This window comes from Brevibacterium marinum, assembly GCF_011927955.1.
Classification (GTDB): Bacteria; Actinomycetota; Actinomycetes; order Actinomycetales; family Brevibacteriaceae; genus Brevibacterium; species Brevibacterium marinum.
Genome location: NZ_JAATJN010000001.1, coordinates 1,203,681 through 1,218,621, shown reverse-complemented (window position 1 = coordinate 1,218,621; position 14,941 = coordinate 1,203,681). Strand labels below are relative to the sequence as shown.

The 14,941-nt window shown below is 65.8% G+C and carries 13 protein-coding genes; 5 read left to right on the top strand and 8 right to left on the bottom strand.

Features of this window, described 5'->3' with window-relative positions; all coding sequences use genetic code 11:
* Positions 1-5: 5 nt before the first annotated feature.
* On the bottom strand, positions 6-1,697 hold the full coding sequence (locus BKA07_RS05295; RefSeq protein ID WP_167949976.1) for an L-lactate permease: 1,692 nt from the start codon (positions 1,695-1,697) through the stop codon (positions 6-8).
* A gap of 236 nt (positions 1,698-1,933) precedes the next feature.
* Here BKA07_RS05295 and BKA07_RS05290 point away from each other — a divergent pair, with 236 nt between their 5' ends.
* A complete protein-coding gene (locus BKA07_RS05290; RefSeq protein ID WP_209043873.1) occupies positions 1,934-2,737 on the top strand; it encodes a FadR/GntR family transcriptional regulator in 804 nt (267 codons plus the stop codon).
* Positions 2,738-2,740: 3 nt separating this feature from the next.
* Here the strand turns inward: BKA07_RS05290 and aztD are convergent, their stop codons facing one another.
* The 4 genes from aztD to aztB are packed head-to-tail and all read right to left on the bottom strand — an operon-like array spanning position 2,741 to position 7,052.
* Positions 2,741-3,994: a zinc metallochaperone AztD gene (aztD, locus tag BKA07_RS05285; protein ID WP_167949975.1), complete on the bottom strand. Its 1,254-nt coding sequence runs from the start codon at positions 3,992-3,994 to the stop codon at positions 2,741-2,743.
* Positions 3,991-4,959 (bottom strand): zinc ABC transporter substrate-binding protein AztC, encoded by a 969-nt coding sequence (gene aztC / locus BKA07_RS05280; protein ID WP_167949974.1) that lies wholly within the window; start codon positions 4,957-4,959, stop codon positions 3,991-3,993. Before aztC ends, aztD begins: the two co-directional genes overlap by 4 nt.
* The gene (locus BKA07_RS05275) at positions 4,959-6,191 is read right to left on the bottom strand and encodes an outer membrane protein assembly factor BamB family protein (protein WP_167949973.1); all 1,233 of its coding nucleotides are present in this window, start codon (positions 6,189-6,191) and stop codon (positions 4,959-4,961) included. Before BKA07_RS05275 ends, aztC begins: the two co-directional genes overlap by 1 nt.
* A 9-nt stretch (positions 6,192-6,200) precedes the next feature.
* A complete protein-coding gene (gene aztB, locus BKA07_RS05270; RefSeq protein WP_167949972.1) occupies positions 6,201-7,052 on the bottom strand; it encodes a zinc ABC transporter permease AztB in 852 nt (283 codons plus the stop codon).
* A 29-nt stretch (positions 7,053-7,081) separates the two neighbouring features.
* On the opposite strand from aztB, the gene aztA reads away from it, so the two are divergent.
* Entirely contained in the window at positions 7,082-7,714 is a 633-nt protein-coding gene (gene aztA / locus BKA07_RS05265) for a zinc ABC transporter ATP-binding protein AztA (protein WP_167949971.1), read from the top strand.
* Positions 7,715-7,751: 37 nt separating this feature from the next.
* Here aztA and BKA07_RS05260 read toward each other — a convergent pair whose 3' ends face one another.
* Both BKA07_RS05260 and BKA07_RS05255 read right to left on the bottom strand, forming a co-directional pair.
* On the bottom strand, positions 7,752-11,411 hold the full coding sequence (locus tag BKA07_RS05260) for an efflux RND transporter permease subunit (RefSeq protein WP_167952910.1): 3,660 nt from the start codon (positions 11,409-11,411) through the stop codon (positions 7,752-7,754).
* 290 nt (positions 11,412-11,701) lie between these two features.
* On the bottom strand, positions 11,702-12,880 hold the full coding sequence (locus tag BKA07_RS05255; protein ID WP_167949970.1) for a GTP-binding protein: 1,179 nt from the start codon (positions 12,878-12,880) through the stop codon (positions 11,702-11,704).
* A 135-nt stretch (positions 12,881-13,015) separates the two neighbouring features.
* Between BKA07_RS05255 and BKA07_RS05250 the strand changes: the two genes are divergently transcribed.
* Positions 13,016-13,429 carry a Fur family transcriptional regulator gene (locus tag BKA07_RS05250; protein ID WP_167949969.1) on the top strand — a complete coding sequence of 138 codons (414 nt, stop codon included), beginning with the start codon at positions 13,016-13,018 and terminating at the stop codon, positions 13,427-13,429.
* A gap of 20 nt (positions 13,430-13,449) precedes the next feature.
* Here the strand turns inward: BKA07_RS05250 and BKA07_RS05245 are convergent, their stop codons facing one another.
* A complete protein-coding gene (locus tag BKA07_RS05245) occupies positions 13,450-14,490 on the bottom strand; it encodes a GTP-binding protein (RefSeq protein ID WP_167949968.1) in 1,041 nt (346 codons plus the stop codon).
* 68 nt (positions 14,491-14,558) lie between these two features.
* Between BKA07_RS05245 and ykgO the strand changes: the two genes are divergently transcribed.
* Both ykgO and BKA07_RS05235 read left to right on the top strand, forming a co-directional pair.
* Complete coding sequence (gene ykgO / locus BKA07_RS05240) at positions 14,559-14,681, top strand: type B 50S ribosomal protein L36 (protein ID WP_167949967.1); 123 nt, start codon at positions 14,559-14,561, stop codon at positions 14,679-14,681.
* Between the two features lie 68 nt (positions 14,682-14,749).
* Positions 14,750-14,941 (top strand): hypothetical protein, encoded by a 192-nt coding sequence (locus BKA07_RS05235; RefSeq protein ID WP_167949966.1) that lies wholly within the window; start codon positions 14,750-14,752, stop codon positions 14,939-14,941.

Here is a 14,941-nt window from a genome sequence, read left to right as displayed (position 1 = left end):
CTGGCTCACCCTGGTCCGGGAACCATCCAGGACAGAATCGTCGACTGCAGTCCGACGAGCAGGCACATGACGACGAGCATCCCCAGTGACCACCAGATGACGCGGCGGAAGATCGATGCCTCTTTGCCCAAGAGCCCGACTGCGGTGGCGGCGATGGTGAGGTTCTGCGGACTGATCATCTTGCCTACGACACCGCCGGAGCTATTGGCGGCCACCAACAGGACAGGGTCGAGTCCGGCCTTCGTCGCCGCTGTCTGCTGCAGAGTCGCGAAGAGCGCATTGGCGCTGGTGTCGGAGCCGGTCACCGCCGTGCCCAGCCAGCCGAGGACGGGCGAGAGGAACGCGAACAGCGCACCCGTTCCTGCGATCCAGGTGCCGATCGTGATCGTCTGACCCGACAGGTTCATCACATAGGCAAGCGCCAGGACGAGTCCGACAGTGAGGATGGAGAAGCGCATCTTGACGACATTGTCGACGAACACCTGCACGGCGTCCTTGACCGTCATCTTGTACACGATGGCGACGATGATGCCTGAGACCAGCAGCATCGTGCCCGGTGATGACAGCCACTGGAAATTGTAGACCGTGCTCGTCGACACCTCCCCCGCGGCCGACATGATGTTCCCGTCCAGTCCCGGCCAGGGAATCTCGATATCGGTGCCCGCCAGCCATGTGTCGACGACTGGGATGAGCTTGGCTGCAGAGAAGATGACGATGACGATGAGATAGGGGCAGAGTGCCATGAACACGCGCCTGCCGGTCAGCGGCGCGGTCTTCGCGTCCGCCGAGGTCGCCACGGCGGCAGCGGACCCACCGGCGTCGGGTGCGTCGGCCTTCTCACGGCTGCGCTCGTGGGCCATCTTGTCCAGCGTGTCCTGGCCGCCGACGGGCTTCCAGAGCTGGAGCATGAGCACCGCAGCAGCGAGGCCCATGAGCGAGGCGACGATATCGGTCATCTCGACCGAGAGGTAGTTCGCGGAGACGAACTGCGATGCACCGAAAACGATGCCGACGACCAGCGCCAGCGGCCACAGCTGGCGCAGGCCGCGCCTGCCATCGACGAGGAAGATGAGGAACAGAGGCACGAATGCGGCCAACAGCGGAGTCTGGTGACCGACCATGGCACCGATCTCCCTGTAGTCGATCCCCGTGAGGTTGCCGGCGGTGATGATCGGGATGGCGATCGCACCGAAGGCGACCGGAGCCGTATTGGCCACGAGCACGACGACGGCCGCCCGCATGGCGGTGAAGCCGACGGCGATGAGCATGACACCGGTGATGGCAACCGGTGCGCCGAACCCGGCAAGCGCCTCGAGCAGTCCGCCGAAGCAGAAGGCGACGAGGATGGCCTGCACGCGCGGATCATCGGAGATGACGTTGATGACGAGCCTGAGGTCTTCGAAGTGACCGGACTTCACCGTCAGCTCGTAGAGCCAGATCGCGGTGATGACGATCCACATGATCGGGAACAGCCCGAAGGCGAATCCCTGACTGGCTGAGAGACCCGCCAGGCCGACCGGCATGCCGAAGGCGAAGACTGCAACGATGACGGCGACGATGACGGCCGCCAGACCGGCCCAATGAGCCTTCCATTTCAGGACCCCGAGGGTGACGAACATGGTCAGCAGCGGCAGCACCGCGATCAGCGACGACCACAGGAGGCTGTCGCCGAGTGGCGCGATTTCAGGAGTGTACATAATTTCTCCTACACGGTCGGTGCTCGACTGCAGCGTCTGCGGTTCGACGTTGAACGCGCCCCGAACATGCATACTCGATGATTTTCAGTATGTCCTTTTGATCTACCGTATGTCCTTTATGTGGTCAGACCACTAGAGTGAGTGTAAGGCGCAATGTGACCCAGGTCAAGATCTCTTTCATGAGAGGTCGAGGGTTCACTCATGGAATGATGGTCGGGTGCGGAAAGTGAGTACTCATGCCCAATGAATCAGTCAGCAGCACCGGCGCCGTTCCAGGTCATGCCTTGAATGCGCCTGAAGCACCGGATTGGAAGCCGGTTGCACGATCGAGCACACACGAGCTCGTCATCGATGCGATCGAGGAGCAGATCACCGCGGGATCTCTGACCGTCGGTGACCCGCTCCCCTCGGAACGGGATCTGGCCTCGAAACTTCAGGTCAGTCGCGCCGCCGTGCGTGAGGCGCTGCGGGTGATGGAGTCCCTCGGCGTCGTCGTCTCGAATGTCGGCTCCGGCAAGTCCGCGGGCACCTTCATCGCCTCCATGCCCAAGGAGGCACTGACTCGGTTCCTGCGCCTGCACGTGGCCCTGGCGAACTTCAGCATCGACGAGGCCATCGAGACGCGCATCCAGCTGGAGCGCTCGAGCACCGCACTGGCGACGGGGCGAGTCCACGATGATGCACTGGCGGGGATGAACGCCTCGCTGGCGATCATGGACACCCCGGGTGTGAGCCTGGAGGCCTTCAACGATGCCGACACGGCGTTCCATGTCGCCATCGCCCACGCCTCGAACAACCAGCTGCTCTCCGATCTCACCGAGGCGATCCGCGGATCCCTTCGGCGGCCCATCCTCGACGCCTTCCACGAGGTCGATGAACCGCGTGCTCTGATGGCGGCGCTGCAGGAGGAACATCATGCCATCATGCGGGCCATCGTCGACCACAACACAGAACACGCGGTTCAGCTGACCGAAGACCACATCCGATCGGCCGCCGCCGCTCTGCCGCACATGACCCAGGGGCCCACGACCCAGAGGTGAATCTCAGCCCGTGACTCCCGTGACTTCATTGCCGGCGTGCGGAAGTTCAGCGCTCTTCTCGACTTCACCGGTGGACAGATCCACCATGTGGAGCTGGCTCTTGTCCGGTTCTGAGACATAGGCCTTGTCCCCCTGCACGAACAGCGTGGGCCGCGGCTGCTGCCAGTCGACGGGCTCTTCCCACTTGTCCGTGACCGGATGAGAGTCGGTGATCTTTCCTGACTCGGCATCGATGACGGTGAGTTCACCGTCGGTCCCGAGGACGAGAGCTTCTCCCTCCGGCCCGCGAGCCAGGGAACGGAAGCTGTACGAGGAGTCGAGGTCGACGAGCTTCATCTTCCCGGTGTCCGTATCGGTCAGAGTCACCTTCTCGGGGCGTTCGAGTTCGGCGTCTTCGTCGACCTTGTAGTCACCGAGCACGACCGGCGAGTCATCGGAACCCGCCTGATTGCCGATCCTGCCATAGCTGTCCGGGGAGTCGACCTTCGTGAATTTCCCGTCCTTGAAGTACAGAATCCCGTCTTCGCAGCCGACTGCGATGGCCTCGTCCTGGGCCGCGGCCTCGCCGTGGACTCCGGGACAGTCCTCGCTTCGTGCGATCTCCTTGCCCTCGGCATCGACGACCTTCGCCCCCGACCGCTCCTCTTCATTGCCGATGGTGTGCAGGACAGCGCCGTCGTCCAGTTGGACCGCCACCCCGTGGTGCGGTTCCTCCGCCTCCGTGACCTCGGGCTCGGGCGGACCGTCGCCGAAGGCCTCGGTGTCGAAGATCTGAATGCGTCCGTCCCCATCGCCGAAGAGCACCGTCGAGCCGCCGTGGCGCACCACGTGGCCCGGGGTGTCGGTTTCGTAGACGGTGTCGGTCAGCGTCGGCACACCGGCGAAGCTGTGGCTGTGGTCGCCGTGCTCTTCGCTCCAGGCCCCGGCGTCGAAGAGCCGGAAGCCCTCGGCCACGGACACCATGACATGGCGACCGTCCCCGACCGGATTGACCCTGTTGAATCCCTCAAGTGGCGTGTCGTCGATGACGTCGAGGGTCTCGGCATTGAGGGTGAGGATGCCGCCGTCGTAGGTGGTGACCAATCGCGGCTGCGGCTGGTCGACCTGTTCGGCATTCGCCTCCGCGCTGCTCTGATCGTCGTGGTCACCGCTGTCGGACTCGGCCTCAGCCTCGGCGCCGGAGCACCCGCTCAGCAGCAGGGCGGTGACCATCGCGGTCGCCGCCAAGGGGCCTGCGAAGTGTCGCTGTGTTCTCATTGTTCTCTCTTCCCTGTTTCCGTGATGGTGTTTGGTGCGAGTCCCTCGGCGATGCGGGCAGCATTGGCTGTCTGCATGTCGATGTAGGTCCCGGCTTCGCCCTCGGCCTCGGTCAGCGATTCCGAGAACAGCGGGGTCACGTCGACGTCGAGGTCGACCTCGTCCGAGAGAGCCTGGGCGAGCCGCTGCGGCTGCGAGGAGTCCGCGAAGATCGTCGCGACACCCGCCTCCTCGACGGTGCGTGCGAGCTGTTCGAGGTCGGCCGCCGAGGGCGAGGCCAGCGTGGTTCCACTCGGCAGCACCGCTCCGATGACCTCGAAGTCGAAGCGTTCGGCGAAGTAGCCGAACACGTGATGGTTCGTCACGAGCTTCCGGTCCCCTGCGGGAATCCCTTCGGCGATCGCCTCGATCTCGGAGTCGAGGGCGATCAGGCGGTCCCTGTACGAGTCCGCGCTCGGTTCGATCGCCTCGGCGAGGTCGGCACCGACCTCCTCGCCCAGCGCCGAGGTGATGGTGTCGACGGCATCGACCATCCGTGCCGGATCGGTCCAGAAGTGCGGGTCGGGCGTACCCGCGCTGCCGCCCGTGGCGTAGTCGATGGCATCGATGTGCTCGCCCACCGCGAGGACCGGCACCCCCTCGCTTCTCGCATTGTCGAGGTTCGTCGACAGCCCCTCCTCCAGGCCCAGGCCGTTGCCGATGATGAGGTCGGCGCTCTCCATCGCACCCGCCTCCTTCGCGGAGATCCCGAACGAATGCGGATCGGCGTTCGGCTTCATGAGGACCGTGACCTCGGCATCGTCACCGACGAGGTTCTCCACGACATCGCCGAGGATGTTCGTCGTCACCACGATGGACGGCTCGTCGTCGGCTCCGGCACAGGCGGCAAGTGGCACGAGCGCGGCCAGGGCCAGGGTCGCGGCCGACAGTCGAAGGGTCTGCGGGCGGGGTGCGCTGCCGTGCATCAGCGACCCGTCACGGCCAGGGCTCCGGGCGCCCCGCCGATGTCGAAGCTGCGCGCCTGACGCAGGCCGTCGGCCGGGTCCAGTTCGAGGACGGTCCCCGAGGCCGGGTCGCTGACATAGGTGCGTTCGCTGTCGACTGCCACCGAGGGCCCGCTCCCGTGCCCCTCCTCGTCGCTTTCATAGGGTTCGACGAGCTTCTTCTCCGTCAGCACCTTCCCGGATTCCGGGTCGAGCGAATAGACGGCGCCGTCTTCATCGAGCGCGACGACGGCGGAATCGTCGGGAGCAACGCCCGCGGAGACCACCTCGGCGCCGGTGTCGGCGAACGTCCACTCACCGGTCTCGGCGTCGAGGATCCCGATTCCGCCGTCCTCGAAGCCGGCCGCGGCAAGGTCGCGTCCGACTTCGACGGACCAGGCTCGAGCACCGTCGGCCTCGTCGGGATAAGGGAGGACCTCAGCGTCGAAATCATCGTCGACCCTGATCACTCCGTCAGCGCACGCGAAGACGGGCCCTTCCCGGGTGACACCGGCGCCGTGGATTGCCGCACAGTCCCCTTCGACCGGGGAGCCTCGGCCCTGGTCATCGTAGACCGTGAGTTCGGACGGCAGATCGTCGGCCTTCTCACCGGGGACCGTCGACACGAAGTGGTCCTCGTAGGGGACCGCCACCCCGTGGTGGGGGCCGGGTGCCACGGTGCCGAGCTGGGTGAGCTCGCCGTCGCCGAAGGCTGTCCGGTCGTAGATCTTGGCCCGTCCCTCTCCGTCGAAGAAGAAGGCCGCCTCGGTCGGCGCCGCGACGACGTGTCCCGGCTCAGCGCCCTCGATCTGTCCGAGCGTCTTCGCCTCGGCCCGGTAGAAGTGCTTGTGGTCGCCATGGTCGACCGTCCAGGCCCCGGTGTCGACCGCGGTGACGGTGCCGGCCTCACCGTCGCCGAGGTAGAGGTACCGGGAGTCCGTCCCCGACAGTGTCGTGGCCGGTGAGGCTTCGACCTCGGCGACGACGTCTTCGCTGAGCAGGTCGAGCACGGAGACCGCACCGGTCTTCGCATCGCTGACGCTCAGGCGCAGCTGCGGCTCATCGGCCTCTTCGGCGCCCTCGACGTATCCATGGGCAGCCGTGGACGTCCCGGTCTCATCGGCTTCGCTGCCCCGCTGCCCTTGGCAGCCGCTGAGGGCGAGCAGGGCGATCAGCGTCGCGCTCGGGACGGTCAATGCTGGTGTGCTGTTCATGAGATCTTTCTATTGATAATGATTCTCAGTCTGTAGACAGTATCGTAGCGCACTTCTGATGCGCTTCGCGACGAGGACGGCGAAAAAGGCGAGAACGGTGAGGAGCGCAATGGTCGCACCCGCCGACGTCTCGGCATGCCAGCTCACAAGCAGGCCCAGGAAGGTCGCGCCTGTGCCGATCGTCGAAGCCGCGACCATGATGACCGCGATTCGATCGAAGAGCAGATACGCCGTCGCAGGCGGACCGATGAGGAGCCCGAACACCAGAAGCGTGCCGACGACCTGGAACGAGGCGACCACCGCCATCGCCGTGAGCACGAGCATCGCACCATGAGCCCTGGCGGGCCGCAGCCCCAGCGTCGCCGCCTTGCGCTCATCGAAGGCGAGCGCAAGGAACGGCCTGTGCAGGAGCACGCATGCCAGCACGCCCAGGCACACCGCAGCCGTCAGAACGATCAGGTCCTGTTCGCGAACACCGAGCACGTCACCGAACAGGAAGCTCGTGAGGTCGACGGCGAATGACTGGGAATGGGAGACGATGACCACTCCGACGGCCAGCATTCCGACGAACAGCAGGCCGATGCCGACATCCTGGGACAGCTTCGACTCCCTCGACACCCAGGTGATCCCCGCCGCCATCACCAGCGCACTCGCCGCAGCACCGATCATGAGATGGCCACCCAGGAGCGAGGCGATCGCCACTCCGGGCAGCATTCCGTGCGACATCGCGTCACCGAAGAAGGACAGCCCCCGCAGGACGACCCAGGCGCCGATGCACCCGCACAGCACCGCGGCGAGCGCGCCCGCGATCAGCGCTCGCAGAACGAAGGAGACCTCGAATGGCGCGAACAGGAATTCCATTCGATGATGATAACCATTATCGTTACAGGATGGGCAATCCGATCACCGTCACGAACCTGACGTGCCATCACGGCGGGCATCCTGCGGTTGACACAGTGTCTCTCAGCGCAGCTCCGGGCCAGGTCACGGCGCTCGTCGGCGCCAATGGTTCGGGCAAGTCCACGGTGCTCATGGCCCTGGCGGGCCTGCTCAGACCGACGAGCGGCGTCATCTCCGGCCGACCGGGCAGCATCGCCTTCGTTCCCCAGCGGAGTTCCGCTCCGGATCACCTGCCGATCACCGTCAGGCAGGTCGTCGCGATGGGCAGATGGAACTTACGCGGTCCCTTCGCCCGCCTCGGCGAGGACGATCGGGCAGTCATCGACGACTGCCTGGGGCGTGTGCGGATACACGATCTTGCCTCGCGTCGCCTCGGGTCCCTGTCCGGTGGGCAGCGTCAGCGTGCTCTGGTCGCACAGGGATTGGCTCAGCACTCCGAGCTGCTCCTCCTCGACGAACCTCTCGCAGGAGTCGACGTCCGAGCCGCCGAGGACATCGCCGCCGCCATCGAGTCGGAGCGCAGCCGCGGCACCACCATCGTCATGGCCACGCACGAGTCCACCCAGGCGGAGAGAGCCGACCACGTCGTCCGGCTCCACCAGGGCGGACCGACGGCACAGTGACGTCTCACCGAGGTGAACTCGTCGGTGGACTCAACAGTCACCGGCCATCGTCCCCGGCAGCCACCTCGGCGGCCTCCGCTTCGATCCTCGCTTCGTCGGCCTCACGCTTGGCCGCGGCCTTTTTCTCCCTGGCCTCCGCCCGGCGCTCCTTGCGTCGTTCGACGAGGAGGTAGAGGGCAGGCACGAGGATCAGGGTGAGCACGGTCGAGGAGGTCAGCCCGCCGATGACGACGATCGCCAGGGGCTGGGAGATGAAGACGCCTCCACCCGTGAGGCCCAAGGACATGGGCACGAGCGCGAAGACCGTGGCGGCGGCGGTCATGAGGATCGGTCGCAGACGCAGCCGGGTGCCGTGGATGATCGCATCCGAGAGCCCCAGTCCGTACTCACGCAGCTTGTTGATGAGGTCGATGAGCACGATCGCGTTCGTCACCACGATGCCGATGAGCATGAGTAGGCCGATGAGTGAGGGGATGCCCAACGGCGTCCCGGTCAGCAGCAGAAGCAGCACGGCACCGGTCGCGGCGAAGGGGATCGACACGAGGAGGATGAGCGGCTGGACGAGGCTGCGGAAGGTCGCGATCATGACGAGGAAGACCAGAGCGATCGCCACCAGCATCGCCCACCCGAGCTGGCCGAAGGAATCGGCCTGCTCCTGGCTCGCTCCGCCGACGTCGAAGCTCACACCCTCGGGCAGGTCCATGCTCGAGGTCAGCTCCTGCGCCTCGGCGGACACGGGATTGAGCTGCCCTTCGGCCGGCGTGGCGAACACCGTGACCTGACGGTCCCCGTCCTCACGGGTGATCGTGGCCGGAGTCTCGGTCTCGTCGACGCTCGCGATCTCGTCGACCGTGATCGGCTCTCCCTCGATGTCGGGGATCGCCGCCTGTTCGTCGGCGAGCTCCTGCTCCTCGGCCTGGGTCTCCTCCTGCTCGCGCTGGCCGTCGATGAGGTCATCGATGGCGTCATTGGCCTCCTTCAGACCCTTCTCGGCCTGTTCGACGCCGGCTTCGGCCTGCTCGACCTGTTCGGCGGCCATGTCTGACGGGCTCGGCGCCGGCGCCGGATTCCTCGCCTCGTCCAGTGCCTCCCGGGCCTCTTCGAGCTGATCGGCCGCATTGTCGCGAGCCTCCCGTGCGGACTCGAGCTGCTCGGCCGATTCGTCCGCCGCCCTGGCCTTGGCCGCCTCGGCCCGAGCGTCGGTCTTCTCCTCGACGGCGTCGGTCGCGGCCTCCTGTGCGTTCTGCGTCTGCACCTCGGTGACGGGAAGCTCGAGCGCTCGGATCTCATCCGGTGAGGCATCCGGGTGGGTCGGGGCGAGGAAGATGTCGCGCTCCTTGCCCTCCAGCGACAGCGTTCCGGCTTCGCTTCCGTGCAGGGCGGCCGCGATGGCCTGCCCGACCTCGGCCTGGCTGTAGCCGTAGTCGGCTGCCTTCTCCCGATCGACGTCGACGTGGATGATCGGCTGGTCGGAGGCGAGATCGTTGCGGGCGTTCGTCACGCCCTGCGTCTCCCCCATCCTCGTCGTCACCGCATCCGCGGCCTTGCCGAGGACACTGAGGTCGGTCCCGGAGAGCTTGATCTCGACGTCGTCGTTCGTGGTGCCGCCGGCGTCTTGGACGTCGGTCTCCCCGATGTCCTCGCCGAGGTGATCGAGCTGGGTCCGGATCCGGTTCGTCGCCGCCTCCGCATCCGAGGTCTGCTTGAGCGTGATGTTGAAGGAATTCTCGGCACCTGCCTCCGGCCCATTGACAGTCGTCGAATAGGTGTCGACCGCCTTTTCACCAGCGAGCACGTCTTCGATCTGCTTCGCCGCCTCGTCGCTGGCTTGGAGCGAGGTGCCGGCCGGCAGGGTCTGCGAGATGGAGACGGACCCCTGGCCGGCGGAGCCGAGGAGGTCGGTCTTGAGGAAGCTGGCCATCATCATCGTCACCGCGAAGATCGCCACAGAGATGACGATGGTCCGCCATGGGTGGCGCAGGGCGGCGAGGATGGCGGGCAGGCTGCGCTGCTGGAGACGGTCGATCCTGCCGGAGGCCTCACCGTCGCCGGGCATCGGCGCGACCGGCCCATCGGCCGTCGCCGCGGGAAGCAGCGACTTGCCCTTGGCCTCGCGTTTGGCGTTCTTCTTCTCGATCCTCGACTGGCGGCGCTCGGCACGCTTGATTCCACGCCGGCGGTGCTTTGCGGCCCACGCTTCGTAGCGTGCATCGGTGGCTGCCTGGCGCTTCGGAGACAGCGGCTTCGGACTCTTCCGCAGCACCCAATAGCTGAAGACGGGGACGATCGTCAGCGCGACCACCAGGGAGCCGAGCAGAGCCAGCGACACGGTCACGGAGAACGGCCGGAACAGCTGTCCGGCGATGCCGTCGACGATGACGATGGGCAGGAACACGGCCACGGTGGTCAGGGTCGAGGCGGTGATGGCTCCGGCCACCTGTTTGACCGAGGCGACGATGTCGTCGATCGTCAGCTCGGTCGTGCCCTGCCGTCTGCGGATGTTCTCGATGACGACGATGGAGTCATCGACGACGCGGCCGACGGCGATCGTCAGGGCGCCCAGGGTGAGGATGTTCAGCGTGTAGTCACCGACCATGAGGCCGATCATCGCGATGAGCAGCGACATCGGAATGGAGATCGCGGCGACCACGGTCGAGCGGAACGAACCGAGGAAGGCGAGGATCACGAGGATCGCGAAGAACAGCCCGAGCCCTCCCTCGACGGACAGGTCGTGGATCGACTTCTCGATCTCCGGTGCCTGATCGAAGATCGTGGAGAAGGCGGTGTCGTCGCCGAGCTCGGGACCGACCCGGTCGACGACCTCGTTGACGCCGTGGGAGACCGAGACGACGTTGGCGTCCTGTCCTTTGGTCACGGACACCGTCACGGCGTCTTTGCCGTCGGCGCGCGAATACGAGGTTTTATCCACGGAGTCGAGTTCGACATCGGCGACCTCGCCGAGCAGGACCGTTCCGTCGGCGGTGCGCAGCGGGGTCTTCTCGACCTTCTCGACGGCGTCGAGTTCACTGCCGACTTCGACCGCCAACGACTTGTCCCCGTGTGCGCTCTGACCGGCCGGGACGACGGTGCCGGCCGCGGTGAGCTCATCGGGCACCGAGGTGGTGACGACGTTCTTGTCGTTGACGTCGTCGGGGCGGAAGCTGATGGTCACCTGCTGCTCGTTCTGCCCGGCCATCTCGACGCCCGCTACACCCTCGACGGCTTGGAGCTCGGGCACGAGCTCGGACTCGACGCGATCCCCGAGCGTCTGCGCATCCCCACCCGAGACGGCGAACATCACCACCGGAATGTCGTCGATCTGCTGTTCGAGCACCTGTGCCTCGGCGCCGTCGGGCAGGTCCGCCTTCGCGGAGTCGAGCGCGGAGCGCACAGAGCCCGTCATCTCGTCCGCATCCTCGCCGAACGGCCAGGTGACCTCGGCCGACATCGTCCCCGCCGAGGTGGTCGTGGTCACCGTCTCGAGGTCGCCGACTCCTTCGAGCGCGGTTTCGATCGGTTCGGTCACCGACTCCTCGACGACCTCGGGGGAGGCTCCCGGGACCGTGACCTGCACCGAGGTGCCGGGCATTTCGACCGAGGGCATCGTCTCCTGGTTGAGCGAGGTGGTCGCGACGACGCCGAAGACGGCGATCACGAGGGTGAGCAGTCCGACGATGAGGCGGTTCTTCAGACTCATTCCGGTGATCAGGGACACGGGTTCCTCCGGGTTAGGGCATGCGGGAGCTGCGGGCGACGTCAGCGGGTGGTTGGGTGGGGATGGTCCGGGTGGGGAGCCGGTTCAGTCTTTCAGGTGCGACGCGTCGGCGCGTCCCCCGAAAGTTGTCTTCTTCCTCCCCCGAAAGGTTGATTGCGAGGCGGGAAGTCGGTCATGATTCGACCCTATGACCTGTCAGGGCCCGCGGGCGCGGGTGTTTTCCTCCGTCTCTGGGTCCGGTAATGCGGAGATTGCGCAGGGGGCTGGACGTCTCAGGCGTGCAGGCGGATGTGGTGGCGGAGGCGCTCGACGCCGCGTGAGCCTGCAGGGTCGCAGCCGACGGAGCCGGCAGAGGCATGCCCGGTGCGAAGCGCTTCGTCCAGCCTCGCTCGAACGGCGTCCTCATCGAAGCCCTCACCGATGACGACCACCTGACTGTCCCAGCCGGCCGCCTGCGCGGGTGCGGTCGACACATAGACGTTCGGGCCCACGGCCTGCACGCCGTAGGTCCTGCTCCCGGTCCTGTCGTCGACGAGGATCGAGCCCTTCACCCGGTAGACCCCGGCAGGCAGATCTTCGAGGAGGTCCATGACGGCATCCGGGTCGGCGGTCCCCTCGCCGGTCACAGTTACCGACTGCGCGTGTCTGTGCACCGGGGCGCTCTCCGCTTCTGAGTCAATGCCTGCTTCTGAGTCGATGCCCGTCTCGGCGTTGAGCTCCTTCTCTGCTGCCTCGGCATAAGCCTGCCGGATGAGCTCCCGAATCGGCAGCTCGGCTTGGATGGGCCGGGCACCGTCGCCATTGACGGCGACGTCCGAGCCGGCCTCGCCGCCCGAGCCGGGGTCGAAGATGAGCGCGGGATCGAGTCGTCCATAGCTGGTGCCGACGACGAGCAGTCGCGGATTGCGCTGGTGGACCCGCTTTCGGATGGCTTCGACGGCGGGCTCACGATCGGCGGCAGACAGCTGGTCGAGCTTGTTGACGAGGACCAGGGTCGTCGCCGCATATCGCATCGGCGGCGCGGATTCCGTGTCGACGGTGCTCGCGTGCATGGTGGCGTCGACGACGTCGATGACTCCGCCGAGGTGGAACCGGTGGTGGCCCATGCGCGTGACCATCCGCGCCAGGGTCAGTGGTTCGGCGAAGCCGCTGGCCTCGACGATGATGGCGTCGAGTCTCAGGCGTGGTTTCGCGAGTGCGGTGAGCGCGTCTTCGAGCGAGGTGTCGTCGTCAAGGCAGCAGATGCATCCGCCCGAGATGGAGAAGGGTTCGTCGACCTGGCCGACGACGAGGCCCGCGTCGATGTTGAGGTCGCCGAAGTCGTTGACGACGACCCCGATGCGGGCCTCGGGGTGGCGCAGCAGATGGTTGAGCAGACTCGTCTTTCCCGCACCCAGGTAACCGGTCAGCACAATAACCGGAACGGCGCCCGCGGACCGCCTCCTGCTCACATCTCCTCCTCAGCGATCTTCGTCCCGTTTCGCACTCGCTAATGGTAACGTTTTTCATTAATTCCAAAACACATCAACACATACGCATATGCTCACCCCGATCACTCACGCGACACAGTCGGAGGCACAGGAAACATGACGACTGAGGAACCCAAGAAGACTCGGAGCACGGCCCAGAAGGCCGTCATCGGTACCGCGCTGGAGAACGAGAGGCGCTTCGTCTCCGCCCAACAGCTCCACCGGACACTTGAAGACCAGGGCCACACCGTGGGATTGGCCACCGTCTACCGCCAGCTCAACTCTCTGAGCGAGTCCGGGTACGCCGATTCCATCACCATCGCCGAGACGCAGCTGTTCCGTGCCTGCTCCCAGGACGAGCACCACCATCATCTGGTGTGCGAGAACTGCGGAAAGGCCGTCGAGGTGGAACCTCCCAGCGAAGAGTGGATCAGCACCACGGCCCAGGCGCACGGGTTCGAGGTCCGGCGACACGAGTTCGAGATCTTCGGACTCTGCCCCGACTGCTCCGCATCCGCGAAAAGCCAATAGCGAACAGCGACCTCGTGCGACTACATCCTCGCAGTGCTCCAGTCGGGGAAACGGTCGGGGAACCCAGCCCAGACCGTGGGGCCGGCCGCCAGCTCGGCATCGCTGAGTGCGGCGTCGTCGAGGACCCGTCGCAGCGAGGGCTCATCGATGTCGATACCGATGAATGCCAGGTCCTGGCCGAAGGCGAGGAACTCGTCATCGGCACCGAGTCGGTGATCAAGCATCAGGGGTGAGAGCGTGAAGAAGCCGCCCACCTGATCCCATTGGCCGGTGATGTGCGGCCGTGTGGCCAGACGGACGAAGCCGGCCGAACGCACGAGGCGACCGCAATGACCTTGGAAGAGACACGAGGTCAGCGCCCGGTGGAGTCGCCCGGGGTGGAATGGCCGCAGCTGCTCGTATCGGCACGCCACAACCCCACGAGAGTGGAACTGCGGCCGGAACTCTCGGTTGAGGATCGACACCCACCCCGCATCCGGCGGTCGTTCGGAGAACGGCCGCCGAACATCGCCATGGACGTCATCGGAATCGGTGATGAGCCGCTGGTCGGCACTCGGAGCAAGATGGCTGACCACCGCGGCGACCTGCTCGAATTCCTCTGGCTGCAGCCCTGCGGCGTTGACGATCGCGATCGTCGAGGCGAACTCGATTTGGCTCACAAGCAGCTCCGCCTTCGCTGCGAGGATGCCGCCCTCGCCACCGTCGTTCATCGCCGTCAGACAGACGTACTCCTCGGAGGCTATGTCGGCGAGCAGGTGCCCGACGTCAAGGACGCAGACGAGGTCGACGAGATTCGCGCCTGCGCCCGCTGCATTGAGTGCTCCCACGATCTCCATCACAGGGGTCTCGACGGGATATTCCAGCACCATGCCCTGTGCGTGGGCCGTCATGCGCACGAGGCTGATCGCTCGATCCACCACCTCGACGCCCTCAGCCGTCTGCTCAGCGGGAACGAGCACGAACCCGTGCGCTGCGGCCAGGCGCCGAGCACAGCTGCGCCGCTCCTCCACGCACGTGCCCGTCACTGCGACGACATCGACGTCGGTCTCGACCTTCGCCATTGGCTTCCTTTCCTCGAAGAACCTAGTATTACTTCTAATAATACTCATTCTCACTAAGGAGTTCAGCCATGAAGGTCCGAAATTCTCTGCGTTCGCTCAAGAAGCAGCCGGGGGCACAGGTCGTGCGCAGACGCGGCCGCGTCTTCGTCATCAACAAGAAGGATCCTCACCGCAAGGCGCGTCAGGGCTGAGGACAGCTCGCAGCGAACCTGTCAATCTCGGGATACTGCTCGACGAGCCTTCTCGTCTGGCGGATGGCATGGCCATCATCGCCTCGGCGGATTCGACGTCCCCGTCGACCACCGCCCGGAGGATCATGCGGTGCTCTGCGCAGATGTGTCCACGTCGCCGGGCCCCGACGTGGACAGCGGCCGGCGTCGGCATCAGCTGCCGGCTGACGCCGGAGGAGTCCGTCGAAGCCATCGAGCAGACCCAACTCGCGGACGACTGA